Here is a 24,749-nt window from a genome sequence, read left to right on the forward strand (position 1 = left end):
TCAGCGCTGCACGGGCGTCGGCCGCTGCACTTCGGCCCTGCACCCCAGCACCTCATACACCGACGGGTACGCCGGCCGCTCCACATACCGCCCCGTGCCCTTTTCCGCGCGCAGGTCGCCATCGGCCCAGAGCACCTTGCCCTGGCTGATGGTGTGGCTGGGGATGCCGCGCACGGTACGGCCTTCGAAGATGTTGAAGTCCACCTGCTGATGGTGGGTCTTGGCCGAGATGGTACGGGTGCCTTGCGGGTCCCACAGCACCAGGTCGGCGTCGGCGCCAACACGAATGGCGCCCTTGCGCGGGAACAGGTTGAAGATTTTCGCGGTGTTGGTGGAGGTCAGCGCGACGAACTCATGCACCGACAGGCGCCCGCTGTTCACCCCGGCATCCCACAGCACCGCCATGCGGTCCTCGATGCCGGCAGTGCCGTTGGGGATACGGCTGAAGTCGTCACGGCCCATGGCTTTCTGTTCGGCGCAGAAGCAGCAATGGTCGGTGGCGGTGGTGTGCAGGTTGCCCGACTGCAGCCCGCGCCACAGCGCCTCCTGGTGTTCGCGCGGGCGGAACGGTGGGCTCATCACGTAGCCTGCGGCGGTGGCCCAGTCCGGGTCACGGTAGACGCTGTCATCCAGCAGCAGATGGCCGGGCAGGACCTCGCCGTACACCGGTTGACCCTTGCCCCTGGCATAGGCGATTTCATCCAGCGCTTCGCGGCTGGAAACATGCACCAGGTACAGCGGCGTACCCAGCGTTTCGGCAATGCGGATGGCGCGGCTGGCCGCCTCGCCCTCGACCTGGGAGGGGCGTGACAGCGGGTGGGCTTCCGGCCCGGTCAGGCCCTGGGCCAGCAGTTTTTTCTGCAGGTGGTACACCAGTTCGCCGTTCTCGGCATGCACGGTGGGCACCGCACCCAGTTGCAGGCAGCGCTCGAAACTGGCCACCAGGGTGTCGTCGGCGGCCATGATCGCATTCTTGTAGGCCATGAAGTGCTTGAAGCTGTTCACCCCGTGTTTGGCCACCAGTTCGCCCATCTCTTCGGCCACCTGCTCGCTCCACCAGGTGATGGCGACATGGAAGCCATAGTCGCTGGCGCTTTTCTGCGCCCAGCCGCGCCAGGTGTGGAACGCCTCCAGCAACGACTGCTGCGGGTTGGGGATGACGAAGTCGATGATCGAGGTGGTGCCACCGGCCAGGCCCGCAGCGGTGCCGCTGAAGAAGTCCTCGCTGGCCACCGTGCCCATGAACGGCAGTTGCATATGGGTGTGCGGGTCGATGCCGCCGGGCATCAGGTACTGGCCGCTGCCGTCGAGGATCTCGCAGTCGGTGGGTGGTTCGAGGTTTTGCCCGATGGCGCGGATCAGGCCATCGGCACACAGGACATCGGCGGGGTAACTCTCTTCGTGGGTGACCACGGTGGCGCCACGGATCAACAGGGACATGCCGTTTTCCTCGCAGGCTGACCGGTCTGGGCCGGTTCTTGGAATTTTCTTGGTACAGGGCGGGCAGGGTGGTTAATCCTGTCAGGCCTGACAAGATTGGAGGCTAGATGCTGATCCTCGATTCATCAAGAAAATTTTCCCATTAATTTTGTGGTTTTTAAGTGATTGAAATTAAAGGGTTAAATTGTTTGATGGTGCTGGCTATGGGGCTTTTGAAAACTTTGACTGACTTGACAAGATGAAAATCTGGTCAAGATTTTCAAGCACATAAAGCGTGTGTACTCCGGCCATCGCAATAGCCCGGTGGGCAAACAACTACAAGAAAATCTGGAGAAAGCCCCATGCAGCAGAGCAGATCGGAAGTGGTCGAGCAGGATGGCCTGTTCGAGCTGTCCGAGGGCAGCGATGTCCTCGACAGCCCGCGCTACAATCACGACATCGCCCCGACCAAGGTGCACCAGCGCACCTGGAACAAATGGCACATCACCGCCCTGTGGGTGGGCATGTCCATCTGCGTGCCCACCTACACCCTCGGCGGCGTGCTCACCGCCTACTTCGGCCTCAGCGTGGGCGAGGCCTTGCTGGCGATTCTGCTGGCCAACCTGATCGTGCTGATCCCGCTCACCCTCAACGCCTTCCCCGGTACCAAGTACGGCATCCCGTTCCCGGTGCTGCTGCGATCGTCGTTCGGCATTATCGGCTCCAACGTGCCATGCCTGATCCGCGCGGTGGTCGCCTGTGGCTGGTTCGGCATCCAGACCATGTTCGGCGGTCTGGCCATCCACCTGTTCCTCGGCTCGGTGTTCGACGGCTGGAAGGCCCTGGGCGGCACCGGCGAGGTGATCGGCTTCATGATCTTCTGGTGCCTGAACCTGTGGGTGGTGCTGCGTGGCGCCGAGTCGATCAAGTGGCTCGAAACGCTGTCGGCGCCGCTGCTGGTGGCAGTGGGCGTCGGCCTGCTGTTCTGGGCCTTGCCGCACATGTCGATGACCGAACTGCTGGCCCAGCCGCCCAAGCGCCCGGAAGGGGCGAGCATGCTCGGCTACTTCTGCGCCGGGCTTACCGCCATGGTCGGTTTCTGGGCCACGCTATCGCTGAACATTCCCGACTTCAGCCGCTACGCCCGCAGCCAGAAGGACCAGATTCTCGGGCAGATCTTCGGCTTGCCGCTGACCATGTTCCTGTTCGCCGCGCTGGGCGTGGTGCTGACCGCTGCCTCGGCGTCGCTGGTTGGCGAGACCGTGTCCGACCCGGTCAGCCTGATCGGCAAGATCCACAGCCCGTTCTGGGTGGCCCTGGCCATGGCGCTGATCGTGATCGCCACGCTGTCGACCAACACTGCGGCGAACATCGTGTCGCCGACCAACGACTTCCAGAACATCGCCCCACGCCTGATCGGGCGCAGCCGCGCGGTGTGGCTTACCGGCTTCATCGGCCTGGCGCTGATGGGCCATGAGTTGCTGAAGAAGCTGGGCTGGATCGTCTCCGACCTGAGCCTGGAGAGCGTGTACTCCAACTGGCTGTTGGGCTATTCCAGCCTGCTGGGGCCGATCGCCGGGATCATGGTGGTGGACTACTTCCTGATCCGCCAGCAGAAGCTGGACCTGGCCGGGTTGTACCGCGACGACGTGTACCCGGCATGGAACCGGGCCGGGTTTGCCGCCTTTGCGCTGCCGGTGGCGCTGACCGTGATGGCCATTGGCAACAGCAGTTTCAGCTGGTTCTACGACTATGGCTGGTTCACCGGTTCGCTGCTGGGCGGGGCGCTGTATTACCTCTTCGCCGGCGTGCTGGCGCGCAGCCCGGCGCGGGTGGCCAAGCCTTTGCCGTGAGACCGCGCTGGCTCCTTCGCGGGTAAACCCGCTCCCACAGGTAAAGCGCTGACCTCGGGACCTGCGCTGTACCTGTGGGAGCGGGTTTACCCGCGAAGAGGCCGGCACAGACAACAAAAATGCCTGAGGAAAACCCCATGACCCCAGCTCAACAAGTACTGCAATCCAGCCAGCACCACATCGACAGCACCCGCCTGTGGCGATCCCTGATGGACCTGGCCCGCCTCGGTGCCACGGCCAAGGGCGGCGTGTGCCGCCTGGCCCTGACCGACCTCGATCGCCAGGCCCGCGACCTGTTCGTGCAATGGTGCGAGGCCGCCGGTTGCTCGGTCAGCATCGACGCCGTCGGCAACATCTTCGCCCGTCGCCCGGGGCGTAACCCCAAGCTGCCCCCGGTGATGACCGGCAGCCATATCGACACCCAACCCACCGGTGGCAAGTTCGACGGCTGCTTCGGGGTGATGGCCGGGCTGGAGGTGATCCGCACCCTCAATGACCTGGGCGTGGAAACCGAAGCGCCGCTGGAAGTGGTGGTGTGGACCAACGAGGAAGGTTCGCGCTTTGCACCGTGCATGATGGGTTCGGGGGTGTTCGCCGGCAAGTTCACCCTGGAGGAAACCCTGGCCAAGCGTGACGCCCAGGGTGTCAGCGTTGGCGAGGCGTTGAACGCCATCGGCTACGCCGGCCCGCGCGCTGTATCAGGCCACCCGGTGGGGGCCTATTTTGAAGCGCACATCGAGCAGGGTCCGATCCTCGAAGACCAGGCCAGGACCATCGGCGTGGTGCTGGGCGCATTGGGCCAGAAGTGGTTCGACCTGACCCTGCGCGGTGTCGAGGCCCATGCCGGCCCGACGCCGATGCACCTGCGCAAGGACGCCTTGGTCGGTGCGGCGGCGGTGGTGGAGGCAGTCAACCACACTGCCCTCGGTCACCAGCCCCATGCCTGTGGCACGGTGGGTTGCCTGCAGGCCTACCCGGGCTCGCGCAACGTGATCCCGGGCGAAGTGCGCATGACCCTGGACTTCCGTCATCTGGAGGGTGAGCAACTGGATGCGATGATTACCGATGTGCGCGCGGTGATCGAGGCGACCTGTGCCAGGCATGGCCTGAGCTACGAACTGGTACCCACGGCCGATTTCCCGGCGCTGTACTTCGACCAAGGGTGTGTCGATGCCGTGCGCGAGTCGGCGCAGGCGCTGGGCCTGCCGCACATGGACATCGTCAGCGGGGCGGGGCACGACGCGATCTTCCTGGCCGAGCTGGGGCCGGCGGGGATGATTTTCGTGCCGTGCGAGAACGGTATCAGCCATAACGAGATCGAGAACGCCACGCCCGAGGACCTGGCGGCGGGCTGCGCGGTGTTGCTGCGCGCGATGCTGGCGGCGTCGGAGGCGATTGCCAGCAGGCGGTTGGCGGCATAGTGGAGCGGCGGGTTGTGGAGGGCTTCGCATGTATTCGCCACAACATCTTCATCGCCTGTGAAATCGAGCGCCGCCCGCGCGGCGCTTCGCGGGACAAGCCCGCTCCCACATTTGTTGCAACGTGCCGAACCTGACAGGCCGTGGTTGTCAGCCTTGTTGCCTTGAGGCGGTTTTCCGGCTGGCGCTACCGCCGCCTCACCGGCCTCAAACAATGCACCAAGGCGCGCAACGCCTCTCTTGCAGGCATGGCCACGTTGCAACAAATGTGGGAGCGGCCTTGTGCCGCGAAGCGCCGCGCGGGCGGCGCTCGATTTCACAGGCGATGAAGATCTTTTGGCGAGCACCTGCGAGCTCCACAATTCATCCCGCGGGCTCAAGACGGCCATCGCGCCCAATGTGATAACGCTGCAGGTCCTGCGCCAGAACCAGCCGCCCGCTATAGTGGGCCAACGCCTCGGCACGCACATCGTCGATGCTCGGGCTGCGCCGTGAGTCGTGCTGGTAGCGGGCGCTGAAGTGCGTCAGTACCAGGTTGCGCACGCCCGCAGCTTCGGCAAAGCGTGCCACCGCAGCCGCGGTGCTATGGCCGAAGGTGACCCCCGTGCGCTCGACCACCGCCTGGGTGAACGTGGCTTCGTGTACCAGCACGTCCGCCCCCCTGGCGGTATCGGCCAATAGCGCGGGGTTGTCATTGTCGCCGCACACGATCATCCGCCGTGGCGGGCGCGAAGGGCGCAAGTAATCACTGCCGTGCAGCAGTTGCCCGCCATGCTGCACCGTCAGGCCTTTGGCCAGGTCGCCCCACAGCGGGCCACGGGGTATGCCTTTTGCTTCCAGGCGCGGGATGTCCAGGCGCGGTTCGGGGTTGAGTTCGGTGAACACGAAGCCGACGCTCGGCACCCGGTGCGACAACTGCACGCTGGTCACCTGCACGGCTTCACTGCGCCACTCCACCAGGTCTTCAACGGCCAGCAGGCGCAGTTCGAACGGCAGGAAGGTATCGCTGGCCACCAGCCCCTGGCGCACCCAGTCGTGCAGGGCGGTGGGCAATACAAGGTCCAGCGGCTGGGTGCGCCCGCTCATGCCGGCACTAGCCAGCAGGCCCGGCAGGCCGAAGCAATGGTCGCCGTGCACGTGGGTGATGAAGATGGCGCGCAGGTCGCGGATCGACAGCGGCGTGTGCAGCAGTTGGTGCTGGGTGCCTTCGCCACAGTCGACCAGGTACCAGTGGCTGCCACTGGCTTCGATCACAGCGGTGGCGCTGACGTTGCGTGCCTTGGTCGGCACGCCGGCGGAGGTGCCCAGGAACAGCAAATCCATGGTCTGGCTCCTTGTTTCAGCCCGGCAGCGACGCTTGTACCAGCGGGCCGATATGCATCAGGCGGATACAAGGTGCTGGTGGCGGCTTGGTACTCAACGGGCTCGTTCCTTCGAGGTGATACGGGGCGCACACCTTAGCCGGATTGCCGCATGTCGTCGATGGCCCGCCAGGTTTGCCTACTCGGCCTGTCGCCAGATGAGCTTGCTGGTGTCATAGCCTTGCTCACGGGCGATCATCAGCAGTTGCTCGCGCAGTTGGTCGGTGACCGCGGGCGTGCGCGAAAGCAGCCACAGGTATTCGCGGTTCGGGTGGCCGACCAAGGCCACGCGGTAGTCCTGATCGTGGTACAGCACCCAGTACTCGCCCTTGGCCAGGCCGGGCGCAAGGCGGCTGAACCAGTTGTCGAAGCGCACCCAGAGCTTGTCGGTGCTACCCGGTTGCTGGGCTTCGGCGATGCCCTTGGCCTGGTTCCACTGGCCGTCCTTTTCCTGGCAGCGGTTGGTCACGTCGAGGCGGCCGTCCTCTCGCAGGCCATAGTGCGCCTCGGACTGCACGCAGTTGCGCTGGAAGAACATCGGCAGCCGCGCGAGTTCGTACCAGGTGCCCTGGTAACGTTGCAGGTCTACCTGCTGGGTACGCGGCGGTGCCGGGTGGTCGTTGCCGGCGCAGCCGAGCAGGGCCAGGGTCATGCAGGAAAGCAGCAACGTGGTGCGTAGCGCCATGGTGAACCTCCTTGATACGGACGGGGCTTACCTGTGTTTCGATGCGGGCGAGAGGCAAAAGTTGTACGGGATTGTAGCTTTCAGAACGAACCGGTCTGCACCTCGCCTGCGCGCACGTAGCGGGCGATGACCACGCCCTTGGGCGAAACCTGCGAGTGCTGCAGGGTGAAGGCCGCCGCTGCCGCATCGTCGCCGAACAGGCGTTTGCCGTGGCCGAGCAGCAGCGGGTGGATCAGCAGTTGCAGTTCATCGACCAGGCCTGCCGCCAGCAGTTGCTGTACCAGTTCGCTGCTGCCCTGGGTCAGCAGGTTGGCGCCGTCCTGCTGTTTCAGCGTGCGAACCGCTGCGGTGATGTCCGCGCCCAGGGCATGGCTGTTGTGCCAGTCGAGGGTTGAGGGGTTGTGGGTGGCCACGTGCTTGGGCACGCTGTTGAACAGGTTGGCGATGGAGAAGTCTTCCGAGCTGTCTTTGATGTCAGGCCAGTAGCCGGCGAAGATGTCGTAGGTGCGCCGGCCCAGTAGCAGTTCGAAGGGCTCGCTGAACAGGGCCTGCATGGCCTGGCCGAAGACTTCCTCTGCATACGGCACGATCCAGCCGCCGTAGGTGAAGCCGCCGCTGGTGTCTTCCTGCGGGCCGCCGGGGGCCTGCATGACACCGTCGAGGCTGATGAAGGCGGCTACGATGAGTTTGCGCATGGGGACTCTCCTGTTGGCAGCCGGGGTGGCTGTGGGCATGGGATAGTCGAATGGCAGGCAGCAGAATCGACAGGGCTGTTTGAGTGGTCTGCACTGGCCCTTTCGCGGGTAAACCCGCTCCCACATGATCTCCACAGTTTCGCAGGCTGTGCAGTACCTGTGGGAGCGGGTTCACCCGCGAAGAGGCCGGTACAGGCTACATCACAGCCAGTAGGTCACCGCCCACCACCCCAGGCCACCCATCACTACGGTATAGGGCAAGGCCATCCACACCATCCGCCCATACGACAGCCGGATCAGCGGTGCAATCGCCGACGTCAGCAGGAACAGGAACGCCGCCTGCCCATTCGGTGTCGCCACACTGGGCAGGTTGGTACCGGTGTTGATTGCCACCGCCAGCGTCTCGAAATGCTCACGGCTCATGCCGCCATTGAGGAACGCCTGCTTCACCTCGGTGATGTAGATAGTGGCGACGAATACGTTGTCGCTGATCGCCGACAGCAGGCCGTTGGCCAGGTACAGCATGCCCGGCTGCTGCTCGGCCGGCAGCGCCAGCACCCAGGCAATCAACGGGCTGAACAGCTGCTGTTGATGAATCACCGCCACCACGGCAAAGAACACCACCAGCAATGCGGTGAACGGCATGGCGTCCTGGAAGGCACGGCCCAGGCGGTGTTCGTCAGTGATGCCGGTAAAGGCCGTGATCAGCACGATCACCATCAGGCCGATCAGGCCGACCTCGGCAACGTGCAGCCCCAGGCAGACGATCAGGATCAGTGCGGCGAACCCTTGCACCCACAGCGCAATGCGTTGGGCCGTGGTGCGCGCAGCATCGTCCTCGGCGGCGTAGGCGGCCAGCACCTGGCGCACCGGTTCGGGCATCAGCGTGCCATAGCCGAACAGGCGCAGCTTCTCCAGCAGCACGCAGGTCAGCAGGCCGGCGCCCAGCACCGGCAGCGACACCGGTGCCACCTTCAGGAAGAAATCGGCAAAGTGCCAGCCCATTTCGTGGCCAATCAGCAGGTTCTGCGGCTCGCCCACCAGCGTACACACGCCGCCCAGGGCGGTACCCACCGCGCCATGCATCAGCAGGCTGCGCAGGAAGGCGCGGAACTGGTCGAGGTCTTCACGGTGCAACTGTGCGATCTGCTGGTCACTCTCCAGTGCACCGTCTTCGCGCGGGTTGGCCCCGGAGGCGACGCGGTGGTAGACCGCATAGAAGCCGACCGCGGCGCTGATGATCACGGCGGTCACGGTCAGCGCATCGAGAAACGCTGAGAGGAATGCCGACAGCACGCAGAACAGCAACGCCAGGGTCGCCTTCGAACGCACCCCCAGCAAAATGCGCGAGAACAGGAACAACAGCAGTTCCTTCATGAAGTGGATGCCCGCAACCATGAACATCAGCAGCAGGATCACCGGGAAGTTGTGCTGCAACTCTTCGTACAGGGTTTGCGGGGTGGTCATCTGCAACAACAGGGCTTCGACCAGCAGCAGGCCGCCGGGCATCAGCGGGTAGCACTTCAGGGCCATGGCCAGGGTGAAGATGAATTCGAGCACCAGTGCCCAGCCGGCCGCGACCGGGCCGACGGTCAGCAGCAGCGGGTTGAGCACCAGGAACAGGCAGATGACTGCCTTGTACCAAAGCGGCGACTGGCCCAGAAAGCTGTGGGCGAGGGCGCCGGTCAGGGAGCGCGACATGAATTTGTATCCTTATGATTCGGCGATGGCGCACGGTGCCGGATCAGCGCGTCTTAGGCAAGGCGTAAAGTCCCGTTTTTGGCACAAGTGCGGTCATCGGGCTGGGTTACCATCCGTGCCATGAACCCTTCACCCGCAGGAGTGCCGCCCGTGACCGAGTACAGCGCATTCAAGGTCGAACTGACCGACAGCATTGCCCATGTTCAGATCAACCGCCCGGAAAAGGTCAATGCGATGAATGCGGCCTTCTGGGAGGAGATCACCGACATCTTCCAGTGGGTCGATGACACCGACGCGGTGCGGGTGGTGGTGATCAGCGGTGCCGGCAAGCATTTTTCCGCCGGAATCGACCTGATGATGCTGGCCTCGCTGGCCGGGCAGATGGGCAAGGACGTGGGCCGCAATGCGCGCTTCCTGCGCAGCACCATCTTGCGCCTGCAGGCGTCGTTCAATGCCGTGGACAAATGCCGCAAGCCGGTACTGGCCGCGGTGCAGGGTTACTGCATTGGCGGCGCCATCGACCTCATCTCGGCCTGCGACATGCGCTACTGCAGCAGCGACGCGCAGTTCTCGATCAAGGAAATCGACATGGGCATGGCCGCCGATGTCGGCACACTGCAACGTTTGCCTCGTATCATCGGTGACGGCATGATGCGTGAGCTGGCCTTCACCGGGCGCAATGTCGAGGCCGAAGAGGCGCTGCGCATTGGCCTGGTCAACCGGGTCTATGATGATCAGGCCGCGCTGATGGACGGGGTCTTTGCCATCGCCCGCGAGATTGCCGCAAAATCGCCGATCGCCGTGGCCGGCACCAAGGAAATGCTCAGCTACATGCGTGACCATCGCATCGACGATGGCCTGGAGTACATCGCCACCTGGAACGCCGCGATGCTGCAGTCCGAAGACCTGCGCGTGGCAGTGGCGGCGCACATGAGCAAACAGAAACCGACGTTCGCCGACTGATCAGGCCGGGGGACGCGCAGTAAAGGAACCCCCCGACATGTCAGCACGCTGGACTACCGCAGTACTCGACCCGCAGATCATCGGGGGGCTGGCCGTGGCCCGCAGCCCGGAAGGGTTCCTGGTGGACGACAACGGCGCGCTGTTCCCCCGCGACTGGCTCAAGCGCCAGGACCTCGATGTGTTGTGCGAGCACGGCATTGGCCACTTCGACGGCCAGCCGGTGTTCCTGCTGGAGCTGCGCAGCGCCACCGACGTGCCCGGCTGCGCCTGGCGAGGATTGCGCGCGTTCATGCTCGAAGGTGACTTCGATACCTACACAGTGCTGGGCTATGCCGCGCAGATCGGCACCTGGGCCCGTGAGCACCGCTTCTGCGGCAGCTGCGGCCAGGCGATGACGCAGATTCGCTGGGAGCGGGCAATGTACTGCCAGCCCTGCGACCTGCGCAGCTACCCGCGCATTTCACCGAGCATGATCGTGCTGGTGACCCGTGGCGACGAAATCCTGCTGGCGCGCTCGCCGCGTTTCGTCACCGGGGTATACAGCACGTTGGCAGGCTTCGCCGAACCGGGCGAGTCGGCCGAGGACTGCCTGGTGCGCGAAGTGCGTGAAGAAGTGGCGGTGGAGGTGCAGAACATCCAGTACGTCGGCAGCCAGTGCTGGCCGTTCCCGCATTCGATGATGCTGGGCTTCCATGCCGAGTATGCCGGCGGCGATATCGTCATGCAGCCGGACGAGATCGAGGACGCCAGGTGGTTCAGCGTCCACGACCTGCCGCCGCTGCCGGCCGGGCGTTCGATTGCCCGGTACCTGATCGACCTTTATGTTGCACGGCGGCTGGGCTGTGATATCCCTGCTTTCCCGTCCTAGCTGCAGTGAGAAATGTTCTCCGACTAGGCGCAGGGCGCAGGCAATGGTCATTCCATTGCCAAGTCCTGCAACGACGGCGGAGGACATTTCTCGCGCAGATAGGGCGGGTAAGCAGGGGTATCACAGCCCATCAGGCTTGCCCGAACCAGTGCTGCCACGCTAGGCGCACGGTCAATGCCAGCACCACGGTGATGAACACCGGGCGGATGAACTTGCTGCCGCCACTGATCGCCGTGCGTGCACCGAAGAAGGCGCCGACCATCACCGACAGGCCCATGCACAGGCCGACGATGTAGTCCACCTGCCCGGAAATGATGAACACCGTCAGCGCTGCGATGTTGCTGACGAAGTTCATGCTGCGCGCCACGCCGCTGGCACGGACCAGGTCGATGGGGTACAGCAGCAAGGTGCTGACCGTCCAGAACGCCCCGGTACCCGGGCCGGCCACGCCGTCATAGAAGCCCAGGGTGAAGCCTTGCGGTACTTGCCACTTTTTCCTGATCGGTGCATCGGCATCCAGCGGTGCCTTGGGCGTGCCGCCGAACAGCAGGTAGACACCACAGGCGAAGACGATCACCGGTAGCATCTTGTTCAGCCATTCGGCCGGCATGTAGTGGGCGATGACCGCGCCGAGCAAGGCCCCGGTCAAGGTGGCGAACAAGGCGGGGCGCCATTGTGCCGGGTGGAACAGCTTGCGCCTGTAGTAGGTGAAGCCGGCGGTGGCCGAGCCGAAGGTGGAGCTGAGCTTGTTGGTACCCAGTACCAGGTGCGGTGGCATGCCGGCGGTGAGTAGCGCCGGGGTGGTGAGCAGGCCGCCACCGCCGGCGATGGCATCGATGAAACCGGCGACGAAGGCGACCAGGGCCAGGATCAGCAGGGTGAGGGGTTCTACGGTGAGTTCGAAGGGCATGGGGTTTTGGCAGGCAGGGAGGCAAGGGGCGGCAAAGGGCCGCACTAGAAGCGTGACATGGTAATCCTGGGGGAGGTGTGTTGCCAGTGCCGGCCTCTTCGCGGGCACGCCCGCTCCCACAGGTTACCTACACATTTCAAGACCTGTGCAGTACCTGTGGGAGCGGGGTTACCCGCGAAGAGGCCGGTGCAGGCGATCACATCAGCTACGGATAAACGCCAGCAAATCCGCATTGATCACATCGGCATGGGTGGTCGGCATGCCATGCGGGTAGCCCTGGTAGGTCTTCAGTGTGCCATTGGGCAGCAGCTTGGCCGACAGCAGCCCGGAGTTCTCATACGGCACGATCTGGTCGTCGTCGCCATGCATCACCAGCACCGGCTGGGTAATGCCCTTCAGGTCTTCGGTGAAGTCGGTCTGGGAAAACGCCACGATGCCATCGTAATGGGCCTTGGCGCTGCCGATCATGCCCTGGCGCCACCAGTTGCCGATGATGCCTTCGCTGGCGTCGACACCGGGGCGGTTGTAGCCGTAGAACGGCCCTGCCGGCACATCCCGGTAGAACTGCGCGCGGTTGCTGGCGACCTGGGCCTGGAAGCCGTCGAAAACGGATTTGGGCAGGCCACCGGGATTATCGGGAGTCTGCACCATCAACGGCGGTACGGCGGCGATCAGCACGGCCTTGGCCACCTTGTCTGCAGGGTGTCGGGCCATGTAGCGCACCACCTCACCGCCACCGGTCGAGTGGCCGACATGCACGGCGCCCTGAATGCCCAGGTGGGCCACCACTGCGGCTACGTCGTCGGCGTAGTGGTCCATGTCGTGGCCGTCCCATACCTGGCTGGAGCGGCCATGGCCGCGGCGGTCGTGGGCGACCACGCGGTAACCGTGGGCGAGGAAGAACAGCATCTGCGCGTCCCAGTCGTCGGCACTGAGCGGCCAGCCGTGGTGGAAGTGGATGACCGGCGCATCGCGCGGGCCCCAGTCCTTGTAGAAGATCTGTACGCCGTCCTTCGTGGTTACATAGCTCATGGTCGGGTCTCCTGTGTGCAGGAAGCGAAGTGAGCTATTGAGAATAGGAGGAATTTTGCTTGGCGCCGGAATTTGTGGTGACTGCACTGTAGTGGGCTTGCACCATGCTTCCGGCCTGCCCGGCGCCGTGTAGGAGCGGTGCCAGGCGATCAGGCGCGGTCGCGCATCCGGTACCAGGCCTTGGCGGCGGCTTCCAGCGGTGCGGCCAGCAGGTCGCCACCGGGGAAGCGGCCGTTGTCGATGCCTTGATATAGCGCCAGCAGGTCGTCGTCACCGAGGATGGCATCGCTCACGGCCCGGGCTGCGGCCAGGGTCGGCAGCACGCCATGGCCTGAGAAGCCCTGCAGCCAGTAGCGCTGGCCCTCGCGGCCGACGTCCGGGGTACGCTGGATGCTGCAATCGATATGGCCGCCCCAGGCGTAGTCGATGGCTACCCCGGCCAGCTGCGGAAACACCCGCTCCAGGTAGGGGCGGGTGGCGCTGGCGACGTCCCTGGGAATACCGCCCAGGTAGGTGCAGCCGCCGCCAAATAGCAGACGATGGTCCGGGGTAAGGCGGAAATAGTCGGGTACGAACTGGTTGTCGATTACGCAGCTGTTGCGGGGCAGTAGCGACTGGGCGAAGTCGGCGTCCAACGGCGCGGTGGCCACTTGGTAGGACCCGACGGGCAGCAGGCGGCGTGACAGGCTGCGGTCGAGGCGGTCGATGTAGGCGTTGCAGGCCAGTACCAGCACGTCGCTGCGCACTTCGCCACGCTCGGTGCGGGCGATGTAGCCGCTGCCGGTCTGTTGGTAGTCGAGCACCTGGCTTTGTTCGAAGATACGCCCACCGCTAGCTTCGATGGTACTGGCCAGGCCCTGGGCCAGCTTTAGCGGATTGAGGTGGGCGCCTTTGGCGTCATAGAGCGCAGCCTGGTAGCGCGGGCTGTCGATCCATTGGGGCAGCTCGTCGCGGCCGATCAGGCGCAGGGCGTCGTAGCCCCATTTGTGTTCGGCCTCGTGCAGGGCTTCTTCCAACAGTTTCACCCGGCGCGGCAGCACGGCAGTCCACAAGCTGCCCAGCCGGTAGTCAATGTCGAAGCCATGGCGCACGGGGAGTTCGCGCATTTCGTCGGCGGCCCAGCACATGCTGGCCCACAGGCGTCGGGTGCGTTCGATACCCAGGGCCTTTTCCAGCGGCGGCATGTCGCACGACCAGCCGAGCAGTGCCTGGCCACCATTGCGGCCGGACGCGGCCCAGGCCACGCGGCTGGCTTCCAGCAGCGTTACGCGTTTGCCGGCCTGGGTCAGGCGCAGGGCGGTGTGCAGGCCGCTGAAGCCGGCGCCAATGATCAGTACATCGGTGTCGTGGTTGCCTTGCAGGGTGGGGCGCAGGGGAATGCTGGTGGGGTAGGTCTGGGCGTAGTAGCTGGCGACGTGCTGGGCGGATTGTTTGAACATGCAGGGGTCTCATGAAATTTATTTTGATTATTTTCATGAAAATTTAGCAGGTAAATTTCATGGCGCCAATGCATTGGCCGCCTTTGTGGTTTACCTGGGGTTGTTGTGTTGCCTGTCCTGGCCCTTTCGCGGGTAAACCCGCTCCCACAGAGTCATCACAGGTCTTGAGGTCGGCGCTGTTCCTGTGGGAGCGGGTTTACCCGCGAAGGGGCCTGACCTGGGAGGGCAAAATCTTCAGGTTGTCGCCTTTTTTCGAGGCTGCCTTGGTTTGCCTGCGGCCGCTTTTCCTTTCCCGCCGCCCCTGCGCTTCTTCTTCCACGGCGGCGCCGCCCCGGCCGCCGGCCCGCTGATGGTCATGCGCATACCGCTGCACCGCTCCACCAGTTTGCCCATCCATGCCGACTGCCGGGCGACGAACTCTTCCAGCGTCATCTCGCCACTCTGCACCATGTCCAGCGCCTGCTCCCAGATAGCCGTGGTACCCGGGTCGGCAATGGCGCGCGGTACGGCGTCGATCAGGCTGAACGCCGCAGGCGTGGCGGACAGGGCCTTGCCGTTCTTGACCAGGTAACCACGGTCAAGCAGGCCCTGGATGATGCTGGCGCGGGTGGCTTCGGTGCCGATGCCGGTGGTTTCCTTGAGCTTCTGCTTCAGTCGAGGGTCATCCACCAGCTTGGCGACGTTCTTCATCGCCTTGATCAGGTCGCCTTCGGTAAACGGCTTGGGTGGCTGGGTCCACAGGTCTTTCAGTTGCAGGCCCTGCACGCTGCAGTCCTGGCCTTCGCGCAGCGCTGGTAACACCTGGGCCGGTGGTGTCTCGCGGCCCTTGGCCGGGGTCAGCGCTTCGGGCAGTGCACGGCGCCAGCCGGGTTCGACGATCTGCTTGCCTACTGCACGCAGGGCATGGCCGGCGCAATCGAAGTCGGCCTGGGTGCGGTCGTACTCGTGGTTGGGCAGGAACTGCGCCAGGTAGCGGGCGCGGATCAGGGTGTACACCGCCTTGTGCTTGGCCGGCAGGCGCGACGGGTCGCTGGCGGCGGCAGTGGGGATGATGCCGTGGTGGGCACTGACCTTGGCGTCGTTCCACGCCCGTGAACGGCGCTGCGGCTCCAGGTAGGGCTGCAGCGGCGCCAGGCTGGCATCGGCCCGTTGCAGGGCGGCGAGGATGGCGGGCGCTTCGGCGTGCTGGCTTTGTGGCAGGTAGCCGCAGTCGCTGCGCGGGTAGGTGATCAGCTTGTGGGTTTCGTACAGCGCCTGGGCGATGTCGAGGGTTTCCTGGGCGCCGAGGCCGAATTTTTTCGAGCACAGTTCCTGCAGCGTGCCCAGGTCGAAGGGCAGGGGAGCCGCCTCACGCACGCGCTCGGTGGTCACCTTGATGGCCCGGGCAATACCCGCCTTGCCGATGTCGGCGGCAGCCTGCTGCGCCAGGGCCTGGTTCAGGCAGCGGCCCTGGTCGTCGCAGGCGTCCTCGGGGGCGCGCCACTGGGCGTTGAAGCCAAAGCCTGCGTGTTCGAGTTGCACGTCGATGGCCCAGAACGGCACCGGCACGAAGTCGGCGATGCTGCGGTCGCGGTCGACCACCAGGCGCAAGGTGGGCGTTTGCACCCGGCCCACCGGCAGCACGCCCTGGTAGCCGGACTGCCGGCCCAGCAGGGTGAACAGCCGGCTCATGTTCATGCCGATCAGCCAGTCGGCGCGGGAGCGGCCCAGCGCCGAGTGGTACAGGTTGAAGGTTTCGTGGCCCGGCAGCAGGCGTGCCAGTGCCTTGCGGATGGAGGCGTCGTCCAGTGCCGACAGCCACAGGCGCTGCACCGGGCCGCGGTAGCGACAATGCTCGACCAGTTCGCGGGCGATCATTTCGCCTTCGCGGTCGGCGTCGGTGGCGATCACCAGTTCGCGCGCTTCGCCGAGCAGGCGCTTGACCGCCTTGAACTGGCTGGCGGTCTTGGGCTTGACCAGCATCTTCCACTTGTCCGGGATGATCGGCAGGTCGGCCAGGTTCCAGCGCTTGTAGCGTTCGTCGTAGCTGTCGGGCGGGGCGGTTTCCAGCAGGTGGCCGATGCACCAGGTCACGCAGACGTCGGTGCCTTGCCAGCAGCCATCGCCCTTGCGGTTGGCGCCGAGCACTTTGGCGATGTCTTTTGCCTGGGAGGGTTTTTCGCAGAGGAACAGGCGCATGGCCGGGGACGCTTCATCGGGGGTGATGGGCGATAGGATGCGCAAGCGAGGGCGCGGAGGCAAGTTTTATCTGGATGGATGTACAGGTTTTTTGTCAGAGGGGATGTCTTGGCTGTACCGGCCTCTTCGCGGGTGAACCCGCTCCCACAGGGGCCCCACAATTTTCAGAATTTGTGGGGGCCTGTGGGAAGGTCGTGGATCAGGCGCGCGAGTCGCGCACCATGTCCACGTGCGGGATGCCGGCTTCGAGGAACTCCTCGCTGACCACGCGAAAACCCAGCCGCTCGTAGAACGGCGTGGCGTGCACCTGGGCGCTGAGCATCTGCTGCTTCAGGTCGCGGTTCTGGGCTTCGACAATCACCGCGTTCATCAGCGCGTCACCCACCTTAAGCCCGCGCCAGTCCTTCAGCACCGAGACCCGGCCGATGGTGCCGTCAGGCAGCAGGCGGGCGGTGCCGATCGGGTAGTCGCCTTCCAGGGCCAGGAAGTGCGCGGCGGTCGGGTCGTCCGAGTCCCACTCCAGCTCCGGCGGCACGTGCTGTTCGGCAATGAACACCGCTTCGCGGATGCGGCGGATGTCGGCGTTGTCCTTGTGCCAGTCGGCAAGGCGCACACGAATCTTATTCATTGGCGAATCCCAGGCTTCCTTGTTTGACCAGCTGCTGTACCAGCATAAGGCCATCTTCATCCTGCAGCCATTCGCCCAGGTTATCGATGTGCAGGGCGTCGGCCGCGCAAACCAGCTTCAGCAGCTCGCGCAGTTTGCCCGGCAGCGGACAGCTGCGGCCGCTGGCGAACAGCAGCAGGTCTTCTTCGAATTCCGACCAGGCCAGGCGTGCGCTCGGGTTGCGGATCAGGATGGCGCCCTGTTCCAGGGCGTCGATCAGCTCTTCCTCGGACAGCTCTTCACCGACGATCTGCTCGGGGTAGCGCGGCTCGGTCATGAACTGGCCGAACCAGGTCAGCAGCAGGTCCTTGTCGCCCATGTGCTTGTCGAGCAGCGCCTTCAGGCGGTCGAGGGCGTCGTGCTGGATCTGGTGCGGGTCGCTGACCGGCTGGGCGTCGGCGTCGCTGTAGCGTTCTTCGTCGGGCAGGAACTGGCCGAGGAAATCGGTGAAGTGGGTCAGCACTTCGGCGGCGCTTGGGGCGCGGAAGCCGACCGAGTAGGTCAGGCAGTCGTCCACGGCCACGCCGTAGTGGGCCAGGCGCGGTGGCAGGTAGAGCATGTCGCCCGGCTCCAGGGTCCACTCATCGCTCTGCTCGAATTCGGCGAGGATGCGCAGGTCGGCGTGCTCCAGCAGCGAGCTGTCGCTGCTGCACATCTGGCCGATTTTCCAGTTGCGCTGGCCGTGGCCCTGCAGCAGGAACACGTCGTAGTTGTCGAAGTGCGGGCCGACGCTGCCACCGGGGGCGGCGAAGCTGATCATCACGTCATCGATGCGCCAGCTGGGCAGGAAACGGAAGTTTTCCAGCAGTTCGGCCACTTCCGGGACGAACTGGTCGACGGCCTGCACCAGCAGGGTCCAGTCCTTTTCCGGCAACTCGGCGAAGGTCTCTTCGGTGAACGGGCCGCGACGCAGCTCCCACGGGTGCGCGCCGTGCTCGAGCACGATACGCGACTCTACTTCCTCTTCCAGAGCCAGGCCGGCCAGCTCGTCGGGGTCGATCGGGCTGATGAAGTCCGGGAAGGCCTGGCGCACCAGCAGCGGCTTCTTCTGCCAGTAGTCGCGCATGAATTCGCGGGCCGAGATGCCGCCGAGCAGCTGCAGTGGAGTATCAGGATTCATGTTCAACCTATTGAAAAAATGTAATTTTCGTCCGGGAATAAAAACGCCCGGGCAGGCCGGGCGTTGAACGCGACGGTCAGCTTAGATGCGTTTGGCCTGTGCTGCCGCGTTGCCGATGTAGGTAGCAGGGGTCAGCTGCTTGAGCTCGGCCTTGGCGTCGGCTGGCATGTCCAGGCCGTCGATGAAGGTCAGCAGCGCTTCCGGGGTGATGCCCTTGCCACGGGTCAGCTCTTTGAGCTTCTCGTAGGGGTTTTCGATGTTGAAGCGGCGCATCACGGTCTGGATCGGCTCGGCCAGCACTTCCCAGCAGGCGTCCAGGTCGGCGGCGATGCGGGCTTCGTTGACTTCCAGCTTGCCGATGCCTTTCAGGCTGGCTTCGTAGGCGATGACGCTATGGGCAAAGCCTACGCCCAGGTTGCGCAGCACGGTGGAGTCGGTCAGGTCACGCTGCCAGCGCGAGATCGGCAGCTTGCTGGCCAGGTGCTGGAACAGCGCGTTGGCGATACCCAGGTTGCCTTCGGAGTTTTCGAAGTCGATCGGGTTGACCTTGTGCGGCATGGTCGACGAGCCGATTTCGCCGGCAACGGTCTTCTGCTTGAAGTAGCCCAGCGAGATGTAGCCCCACACATCGCGGTCGAAGTCGATCAGGATGGTGTTGAAGCGGGCGATGGCGTCGAACAGCTCGGCGATATAGTCGTGCGGCTCGATCTGGGTGGTGTACGGGTTGAACTGCAGGCCCAGCTCGTCTTCGATGAAGGCGCGGGCGTTCTGCTCCCAGTCGATCTGCGAGTAGGCCGACAGGTGGGCGTTGTAGTTGCCCACGGCGCCGTTGATCTTGCCCAGCAGTGGCACGGCGGCAACCTGGGCGATCTGGCGCTCCAGGCGGTACACGACGTTGGCCAGCTCTTTACCCAGGGTGGTCGGCGAAGCCGGCTGGCCGTGGGTGCGCGACAGCATCGGCACGTCGGCATGGGCGTGGGCCAGGGCGCGGATGGCATCGGCGATCTGGCGCATCAGCGGCAGCAGCACTTCGTCACGGCCGGCGCGCAGCATCAGGGCGTGGGACAGGTTGTTGATGTCCTCGCTGGTGCAGGCGAAGTGGATGAACTCGCTGACCTTGGCCAGCTCAGGCAGCTTGGCAGCCTGCTCCTTGAGGAGGTATTCGATCGCCTTGACGTCGTGGTTGGTGGTGCGCTCGATTTCCTTGACGCGTTCGGCGTGCTCGAGCTTGAAGTCGGTGGCCAGGCTGTCCAGCAGGGCGTTGGCTTCGGCGGAGAATGCCGGCACTTCGCCGATCTGCGGGTGGGCGGCCAGGCGCTGCAGCCAGCGCACTTCGACCAGGGCGCGGAAACGGATCAGGCCGAATTCGCTGAAAATAGGGCGCAAGGCCTGGGTTTTGCCGGCATAACGGCCGTCTACAGGGGAAACCGCAGTGAGCGAAGAGAGCTGCATGGGGTGTTCTCGGACAGTCAGGCTTTTGGAAGGGCGCATATCATACATGAATTTTGCGCCCGAGTCGGGTGGCTGACCAAAGGTCGGGCCATTAAAAGCATGTCGCGGCCCTTGTGGGGCGGGTTTACCCGCGAATACGTCGGCTGATCCAGCATCGCATTCGCGGGTGAACCCGCTCCCACAGGGGTGGGGGTCGCCTGTCAGGAAGGCGAACGCATCATGTCGTACAGTTCGTTGAGCAACTTGCGCCGGCTGAACACCAGCTGCCAGCGGTGCCCGCCCAGCTGGCGCCACAGGCGCGCGGCGCGGATGCCGGCCAGCAGCAGGGCGCGGATCTTCGAGGCGTTGCTGGCCTGCTGCAGGAAGCGCATGTCGCCATGTACCTGGATGCGCTGGCGCAAGGTGCTCAGGGTGTCCTGGTACAAGGCTCCACTGGATGCAATGACGTTTTCATGAACCAGGCCGAAATGCTCGGCCTGGGACTGGATTTGCGGCAGGCGGTTGCCGATGGTGTCGAGCAGGTCGCCGCGCTTGTTCAGCTGGCGCTCCAGGCCCAGCATCGACAGGGCGTAGCGCAGCGGCTCGCGCTGCAGGCTGCTGGGGTCGCGCTCCAGCGCGCCGACCAGCGCGCGGTAGCCGTCGCGCAGGTTCAGGTCGTCACCACCGAATACCTCCAGGGTGTCCTTGGGGTCACGCACCAGCAGGCTGCCCAGCATGCAGCCGATGTTGGCCTCGCTGGCCTGGCCGGTGCGGGCGATGCGATCGACCAATACAGCGGCCTGGAACACACCGCCCAATGCAATCAGCTGCTCCTGCAGGTTGCTCATGTGCGCGGGCTCCAGGGCTCGGCGGCTTCGATCACGCCGCCACCCAGGCACACTTCGCCGTCGTAGAACACCACCGACTGGCCCGGGGTAACGGCGCGCTGCGGCTCGTCGAACACCGCGCGGTAACCGCTTTCGGTCAGCGCCAGGGTGCACTGTTGGTCGCTCTGGCGGTAGCGTACCTTGGCGGTCAGCTGGCGCGGGCTGCTGAGGTCGACCGGGTTGACCCAGAAAATTTCCGAAGCCAGCAGGGCGCGGGAGAACAACCATGGGTGTTCGTTACCCTGGCCGACCACCAGCACGTTGCGGGTCAGGTCCTTGTGCAGCACGTACCACGGCTCGTCGCCGGCGTCCTTCAGGCCGCCAATGCCCAGGCCCTGGCGCTGGCCGATGGTGTGGTACATCAGGCCGTGGTGGCGGCCGATCACTTCACCGTCGGTGGTTTCGATGTCGCCTGGCTGTGCCGGCAGGTACTGCTTGAGGAAGTCGCTGAAGCGGCGCTCGCCGATGAAGCAGATGCCGGTGGAGTCCTTCTTCTTGGCGGTGGCCAGGCCGTGTTTTTCGGCAATGGCGCGGACTTCGGGCTTTTCCAGCTCGCCGACCGGGAACAGGGTGCGGGCAATTTCCTTGCCGCCGACGGCGTGCAGGAAGTAGCTCTGATCCTTGTTCGGATCCAGGCCCTTGAGCAGTTCGGTGAGTTCACCGGTGTCGCGGCGGCGCACGTAATGGCCGGTGGCGATCAGGTCGGCACCCAGCGACAGGGCGTAGTCGAGGAACGCCTTGAACTTGATTTCGCGGTTGCAGAGGATGTCCGGGTTGGGCGTGCGGCCGGCCTTGTACTCCTCGAGGAAGTGCTCGAACACGTTGTCCCAGTATTCGGCGGCGAAGTTGGCGGTGTGCAGCTTGATGCCGATGCGGTCGCACACGGCCTGGGCGTCGGCCAGGTCTTCACGGGCGGTGCAGTATTCGGTGCCGTCGTCTTCTTCCCAGTTCTTCATGAACAGCCCTTCCACCTGGTAGCCCTGCTCCATGAGCAGAAGGGCGGAGACAGAAGAGTCCACGCCGCCGGACATGCCGACGATGACGCGGGTCTTGGCGGGGTCTTTGAGTGCTGGGCTGGTCATGGTTACCGGTGTGTATCAAGGGGGGGAAAAACGTCGATTCTATCAAACCTGCGGCGGCGCGTCAGTCGCGCAGCAGGTCGAGGCTGTGCAAGGGGCCTTTGAGGTAGTCGTCGAGGCAGCGTGGCACCAGTTCGCTGCGCCAGCGGGCGGGGTCGGCCAGCAGTTCGTCGCGGGTCAGCCACACGGCGCGGACAATGTCGCGGTCCAGTGCCAGGTCGGCGTGATGGCGCACGGGGCGGGCGGCGAAGCAGATGCGCTGGTAGGTCACGCCGTTGCTTGGTGCGGTGTACAGGTAGATGCCGACCACGCCGGTGAGCTCGACTTCCCAGGCGGTTTCTTCGAGGGTTTCGCGCAGGGCGGCCTGGGGCAGGGTCTCGTTGGGTTCGAGGTGGCCGGCGGGTTGGTTGAAGACGTGTTGGCCTGCCTTGAATTCTTCGACGAAGAGGAACTTGCCTTCGTGTTCGACGATGGTGGCGACGGTGATGTGGGGTTGCCAGGTCATGAACAGCTCCTTAGAGGCCTGCACAGCCCTTGTGGGAGCGGGTTTGCCCGCGAATGCGTCAGTGGATTCGCCATCGCATTCGCGGGTAAACCCGCTCCCACAGGGTCCGCGCTGGCGGCCAGAAATCGTTTATCCAGAAAGCACAAACCCCGGTGCGTGGCCGGGGTTTGTGCTGTTACTTCAAGCGAGCCTTACAGGGCGGCAATGGCGCTGTTGAGGGTCTGGCTTGGGCGCATCACCTTGGCGGTCAGCTCGGCATCCGGGGCGTAGTAGCCACCGATGTCGGCCGGCTTGCCCTGGACGGCGTTGAGCTCGGCGACGATGGTCTCCTCGTTCTCGGTCAGGGTCTTGGCCAGTGGCGCGAAGCGTGCCTGCAGGGCAGCGTCGTCGTTCTGCGCAGCCAGGGCCTGGGCCCAGTACAGGGTCAGGTAGAAGTGGCTGCCGCGGTTGTCGATACCACCGACTTTGCGCGACGGCGACTTGTTGGTGTCGAGGAACTTGCCAGTGGCCTGGTCCAGGGTGTTGGCCAGCACTTTGGCGCGCGGGTTGTCGTAGGTGTTGCCCAGGTGCTCCAGGGAAGCGGCCAGGGCCAGGAATTCACCCAGCGAGTCCCAACGCAGGAAGTTCTCTTCCACCAGCTGCTGCACGTGCTTCGGTGCCGAACCGCCAGCGCCGGTTTCGAACAGGCCGCCGCCGTTCATCAGCGGTACGATCGACAGCATCTTGGCGCTGGTGCCCAGCTCCATGATCGGGAACAGGTCGGTCAGGTAGTCACGCAGCACGTTGCCGGTCACCGAGATGGTGTCCTTGCCTTCGCGGATGCGGGCCAGGGAGAACTTGATGGCGTCGACCGGTGCCAGGATGCGGATGTCCAGGCCACTGGTGTCGTGATCCTTCAGGTACTTCTGCACCTTCTCGATCATCACGCCGTCGTGGGCGCGGGCCGGGTCCAGCCAGAACACTGCCGGCGTGTTGCTCAGGCGGGCACGGTTGACGGCCAGCTTGACCCAGTCCTGGATCGGCGCGTCCTTGACCTGGCACATGCGGAAGATGTCACCGGCTTCGACGTTCTGCTCGAGAACGACCTTGCCTTTGCTGTCGACCACGCGCACCACGCCGTCGGCCTTGATCTGGAAGGTCTTGTCGTGGGAACCGTATTCTTCGGCCTTCTGTGCCATCAGGCCGACGTTCGGCACGCTGCCCATGGTGGTCGGGTCGAAGGCGCCGTTGGCCTTGCAGTCTTCGATGGTGGCCTGGTAGATGCCGGCGTAGCAGCGGTCCGGGATGATCGCCTTGGCATCCTGCAGTTCGCCGGCGGCGTTCCACATCTTGCCCGAGTCACGGATCATGGCCGGCATCGAGGCGTCGACGATGACGTCGCTCGGCACGTGCAGGTTGGTGATGCCTTTGTCGGAGTTGACCATGGCCAGGGCCGGGCGCTGGGCGTACAGGGCCTGGATGTCGGCTTCGATCTCGGCCTGCTTCTCGGCTGGCAGGTCCTTGATGCGGGCGTACAGGTCGCCGATGCCGTTGTTGGCGTTGAAGCCTACTTCAGCCAGGGCGGCGGCGTGCTTGGCCAGCACGTCGTTGTAGAACTCTTCGACGATGACGCCGAACATGATCGGGTCGGAGACCTTCATCATGGTGGCTTTCAGGTGCACCGACAGCAGCACGCCGGAGGCCTTGGCATCGGCGATCTGCTCGGCGATGAAGGCTTTCAGGGCCTTGCGGCTCATGGTGGCGCAGTCGATGACTTCGGCGGCTTTTACCGCGGTCTTTTCTTTCAGCACGGTGGTGCTGCCGTCTTTGCCGACCAGCTCGATGCGCAGGCTGTCGTCAGCTTCGATCAGTGCGGCTTTTTCGCTGCCGTAGAAGTCGCCCTGGGTCATGTGGGCAACGTGCGACTTGGAGTCGGCAGCCCAGGCGCCCATCTTGTGCGGGTGCTTGCGGGCGTAGTTCTTGACCGACAGCGGCGCGCGGCGGTCGGAGTTGCCTTCGCGCAGTACCGGGTTCACGGCGGAACCCTTGATGCGGTCGTAGCGGGCGCGGGATTCTTTCTCTTGCGCGGTGGCCGGCTCGTCGGCGTAGTCAGGGATGTTGAAGCCCTTGCCTTGCAGTTCCTTGATCGCGGCTTTCAGCTGCGGTACCGAGGCGCTGATGTTCGGCAGCTTGATGATGTTGGCTTCAGGGGTGGTAGCCAGCTGGCCCAGTTCCGACAGGTGATCGCCTACTTGCTTCTCTGCGCCCAGTTGCTCCGGGAAGGCGGCGAGGATGCGGCCAGCCAGGGAGATGTCGCGGGTTTCGACGGCGATGTCAGCCGAAGCGGTGAAGGCTTCGATGATCGGCAGCAGCGAGTAAGTGGCGAGGGCGGGGGCTTCGTCGGTGAAGGTATAGATGATCTTGGAACGGGTGGGCATGCGGGTTAACTCTCTGTGTGCTGAGCGTGCTCGAGTCTCGTGCTGCGCAGGGTAGGCGCATCGCCCTGGCAGCGCCATGAGCGGAAAGTCGAGAGGCTGCGAGCGGTGATGGTGGATGCAT

20 protein-coding genes are annotated in these 24,749 nt (G+C 64.5%); 4 read left to right on the plus strand and 16 right to left on the minus strand.

What is annotated here, in order from left to right; all coding sequences use genetic code 11:
- Nucleotides 1-1,440 carry a dihydropyrimidinase gene (hydA, locus tag ACIQYU_RS09020; RefSeq protein ID WP_402799102.1) on the minus strand — a complete coding sequence of 480 codons (1,440 nt, stop codon included), beginning with the start codon at nucleotides 1,438-1,440 and terminating at the stop codon, nucleotides 1-3.
- 341 nt (nucleotides 1,441-1,781) lie between these two features.
- Here hydA and ACIQYU_RS09025 point away from each other — a divergent pair, with 341 nt between their 5' ends.
- Nucleotides 1,782-3,272 carry an NCS1 family nucleobase:cation symporter-1 gene (locus ACIQYU_RS09025; protein ID WP_241105837.1) on the plus strand — a complete coding sequence of 497 codons (1,491 nt, stop codon included), beginning with the start codon at nucleotides 1,782-1,784 and terminating at the stop codon, nucleotides 3,270-3,272.
- Between the two features lie 137 nt (nucleotides 3,273-3,409).
- Nucleotides 3,410-4,693: a Zn-dependent hydrolase gene (locus ACIQYU_RS09030; protein ID WP_402799105.1), complete on the plus strand. Its 1,284-nt coding sequence runs from the start codon at nucleotides 3,410-3,412 to the stop codon at nucleotides 4,691-4,693.
- A gap of 360 nt (nucleotides 4,694-5,053) precedes the next feature.
- On the opposite strand, the gene ACIQYU_RS09035 is transcribed toward ACIQYU_RS09030, so the two are convergent.
- The 4 genes from ACIQYU_RS09035 to nhaB form a co-directional block, all read right to left on the minus strand.
- Entirely contained in the window at nucleotides 5,054-6,013 is a 960-nt protein-coding gene (locus ACIQYU_RS09035) for a ribonuclease Z (RefSeq protein WP_333956906.1), read from the minus strand.
- Between the two features lie 177 nt (nucleotides 6,014-6,190).
- On the minus strand, nucleotides 6,191-6,736 hold the full coding sequence (locus tag ACIQYU_RS09040; RefSeq protein ID WP_207831161.1) for a lipocalin family protein: 546 nt from the start codon (nucleotides 6,734-6,736) through the stop codon (nucleotides 6,191-6,193).
- Between the two features lie 80 nt (nucleotides 6,737-6,816).
- Nucleotides 6,817-7,431, minus strand: a complete 615-nt coding sequence (locus tag ACIQYU_RS09045) for a dihydrofolate reductase family protein (protein WP_241105834.1) — start codon at nucleotides 7,429-7,431, stop codon at nucleotides 6,817-6,819.
- A 201-nt stretch (nucleotides 7,432-7,632) separates the two neighbouring features.
- The gene (gene nhaB / locus ACIQYU_RS09050; protein ID WP_402799111.1) at nucleotides 7,633-9,132 is read right to left on the minus strand and encodes a sodium/proton antiporter NhaB; all 1,500 of its coding nucleotides are present in this window, start codon (nucleotides 9,130-9,132) and stop codon (nucleotides 7,633-7,635) included.
- A 150-nt stretch (nucleotides 9,133-9,282) separates the two neighbouring features.
- On the opposite strand from nhaB, the gene ACIQYU_RS09055 reads away from it, so the two are divergent.
- Complete coding sequence (locus ACIQYU_RS09055; protein WP_207831166.1) at nucleotides 9,283-10,095, plus strand: crotonase/enoyl-CoA hydratase family protein; 813 nt, start codon at nucleotides 9,283-9,285, stop codon at nucleotides 10,093-10,095.
- 37 nt (nucleotides 10,096-10,132) lie between these two features.
- Nucleotides 10,133-10,963 carry an NAD(+) diphosphatase gene (gene nudC / locus ACIQYU_RS09060; RefSeq protein ID WP_402799116.1) on the plus strand — a complete coding sequence of 277 codons (831 nt, stop codon included), beginning with the start codon at nucleotides 10,133-10,135 and terminating at the stop codon, nucleotides 10,961-10,963.
- Between the two features lie 130 nt (nucleotides 10,964-11,093).
- Here the strand turns inward: nudC and ACIQYU_RS09065 are convergent, their stop codons facing one another.
- The 11 genes from ACIQYU_RS09065 to ACIQYU_RS09115 form a co-directional block, all read right to left on the minus strand.
- On the minus strand, nucleotides 11,094-11,873 hold the full coding sequence (locus ACIQYU_RS09065) for a TSUP family transporter (RefSeq protein ID WP_063912595.1): 780 nt from the start codon (nucleotides 11,871-11,873) through the stop codon (nucleotides 11,094-11,096).
- Between the two features lie 201 nt (nucleotides 11,874-12,074).
- Complete coding sequence (locus ACIQYU_RS09070; protein ID WP_207831173.1) at nucleotides 12,075-12,905, minus strand: alpha/beta fold hydrolase; 831 nt, start codon at nucleotides 12,903-12,905, stop codon at nucleotides 12,075-12,077.
- Nucleotides 12,906-13,054: 149 nt separating this feature from the next.
- Nucleotides 13,055-14,344 carry an FAD-binding oxidoreductase gene (locus tag ACIQYU_RS09075; protein ID WP_241105832.1) on the minus strand — a complete coding sequence of 430 codons (1,290 nt, stop codon included), beginning with the start codon at nucleotides 14,342-14,344 and terminating at the stop codon, nucleotides 13,055-13,057.
- Nucleotides 14,345-14,578: 234 nt separating this feature from the next.
- Complete coding sequence (locus tag ACIQYU_RS09080) at nucleotides 14,579-16,522, minus strand: DNA topoisomerase III (RefSeq protein ID WP_343587913.1); 1,944 nt, start codon at nucleotides 16,520-16,522, stop codon at nucleotides 14,579-14,581.
- A gap of 199 nt (nucleotides 16,523-16,721) precedes the next feature.
- On the minus strand, nucleotides 16,722-17,150 hold the full coding sequence (locus ACIQYU_RS09085; RefSeq protein WP_003258855.1) for a GNAT family N-acetyltransferase: 429 nt from the start codon (nucleotides 17,148-17,150) through the stop codon (nucleotides 16,722-16,724).
- Nucleotides 17,143-18,309, minus strand: a complete 1,167-nt coding sequence (locus tag ACIQYU_RS09090) for a cupin domain-containing protein (RefSeq protein WP_063912591.1) — start codon at nucleotides 18,307-18,309, stop codon at nucleotides 17,143-17,145. The genes ACIQYU_RS09085 and ACIQYU_RS09090 overlap by 8 nt, the downstream gene beginning before the upstream one ends.
- Before the next feature lie 81 nt (nucleotides 18,310-18,390).
- Entirely contained in the window at nucleotides 18,391-19,761 is a 1,371-nt protein-coding gene (gene purB / locus ACIQYU_RS09095) for an adenylosuccinate lyase (protein ID WP_063912590.1), read from the minus strand.
- Between the two features lie 200 nt (nucleotides 19,762-19,961).
- Nucleotides 19,962-20,588, minus strand: coding sequence for a high frequency lysogenization protein HflD (gene hflD / locus ACIQYU_RS09100; protein ID WP_015270973.1), 627 nt, complete (start codon nucleotides 20,586-20,588; stop codon nucleotides 19,962-19,964).
- Complete coding sequence (gene mnmA / locus ACIQYU_RS09105; RefSeq protein ID WP_233693638.1) at nucleotides 20,585-21,709, minus strand: tRNA 2-thiouridine(34) synthase MnmA; 1,125 nt, start codon at nucleotides 21,707-21,709, stop codon at nucleotides 20,585-20,587. Before mnmA ends, hflD begins: the two co-directional genes overlap by 4 nt.
- 61 nt (nucleotides 21,710-21,770) lie before the next feature.
- Complete coding sequence (locus tag ACIQYU_RS09110) at nucleotides 21,771-22,211, minus strand: NUDIX hydrolase (protein WP_207831181.1); 441 nt, start codon at nucleotides 22,209-22,211, stop codon at nucleotides 21,771-21,773.
- Between the two features lie 191 nt (nucleotides 22,212-22,402).
- Nucleotides 22,403-24,628 carry an NADP-dependent isocitrate dehydrogenase gene (locus ACIQYU_RS09115; protein WP_402799128.1) on the minus strand — a complete coding sequence of 742 codons (2,226 nt, stop codon included), beginning with the start codon at nucleotides 24,626-24,628 and terminating at the stop codon, nucleotides 22,403-22,405.
- Between the last annotated feature and the right edge of the window lie 121 nt (nucleotides 24,629-24,749).

The organism is Pseudomonas sp. NPDC096925 (assembly GCF_044762545.1).
Classification (GTDB): Bacteria; Pseudomonadota; Gammaproteobacteria; order Pseudomonadales; family Pseudomonadaceae; genus Aquipseudomonas.

Coding starts and splice junctions, on each gene's coding strand:
- hydA (WP_402799102.1), bottom strand. CDS start 1,440: ATGTCCCTGTTGATCCGTGGCGCCACCGTGGTCACCCACGAAGAGAGT.
- ACIQYU_RS09025 (WP_241105837.1), top strand. CDS start 1,782: ATGCAGCAGAGCAGATCGGAAGTGGTCGAGCAGGATGGCCTGTTCGAG.
- ACIQYU_RS09030 (WP_402799105.1), top strand. CDS start 3,410: ATGACCCCAGCTCAACAAGTACTGCAATCCAGCCAGCACCACATCGAC.
- ACIQYU_RS09035 (WP_333956906.1), bottom strand. CDS start 6,013: ATGGATTTGCTGTTCCTGGGCACCTCCGCCGGCGTGCCGACCAAGGCA.
- ACIQYU_RS09040 (WP_207831161.1), bottom strand. CDS start 6,736: ATGGCGCTACGCACCACGTTGCTGCTTTCCTGCATGACCCTGGCCCTG.
- ACIQYU_RS09045 (WP_241105834.1), bottom strand. CDS start 7,431: ATGCGCAAACTCATCGTAGCCGCCTTCATCAGCCTCGACGGTGTCATG.
- nhaB (WP_402799111.1), bottom strand. CDS start 9,132: ATGTCGCGCTCCCTGACCGGCGCCCTCGCCCACAGCTTTCTGGGCCAG.
- nudC (WP_402799116.1), top strand. CDS start 10,133: ATGTCAGCACGCTGGACTACCGCAGTACTCGACCCGCAGATCATCGGG.
- ACIQYU_RS09065 (WP_063912595.1), bottom strand. CDS start 11,873: ATGCCCTTCGAACTCACCGTAGAACCCCTCACCCTGCTGATCCTGGCC.
- ACIQYU_RS09070 (WP_207831173.1), bottom strand. CDS start 12,905: ATGAGCTATGTAACCACGAAGGACGGCGTACAGATCTTCTACAAGGAC.
- ACIQYU_RS09075 (WP_241105832.1), bottom strand. CDS start 14,344: ATGTTCAAACAATCCGCCCAGCACGTCGCCAGCTACTACGCCCAGACC.
- ACIQYU_RS09080 (WP_343587913.1), bottom strand. CDS start 16,522: ATGCGCCTGTTCCTCTGCGAAAAACCCTCCCAGGCAAAAGACATCGCC.
- ACIQYU_RS09085 (WP_003258855.1), bottom strand. CDS start 17,150: ATGAATAAGATTCGTGTGCGCCTTGCCGACTGGCACAAGGACAACGCC.
- ACIQYU_RS09090 (WP_063912591.1), bottom strand. CDS start 18,309: ATGAATCCTGATACTCCACTGCAGCTGCTCGGCGGCATCTCGGCCCGC.
- purB (WP_063912590.1), bottom strand. CDS start 19,761: ATGCAGCTCTCTTCGCTCACTGCGGTTTCCCCTGTAGACGGCCGTTAT.
- hflD (WP_015270973.1), bottom strand. CDS start 20,588: ATGAGCAACCTGCAGGAGCAGCTGATTGCATTGGGCGGTGTGTTCCAG.
- mnmA (WP_233693638.1), bottom strand. CDS start 21,709: ATGACCAGCCCAGCACTCAAAGACCCCGCCAAGACCCGCGTCATCGTC.
- ACIQYU_RS09110 (WP_207831181.1), bottom strand. CDS start 22,211: ATGACCTGGCAACCCCACATCACCGTCGCCACCATCGTCGAACACGAA.
- ACIQYU_RS09115 (WP_402799128.1), bottom strand. CDS start 24,628: ATGCCCACCCGTTCCAAGATCATCTATACCTTCACCGACGAAGCCCCC.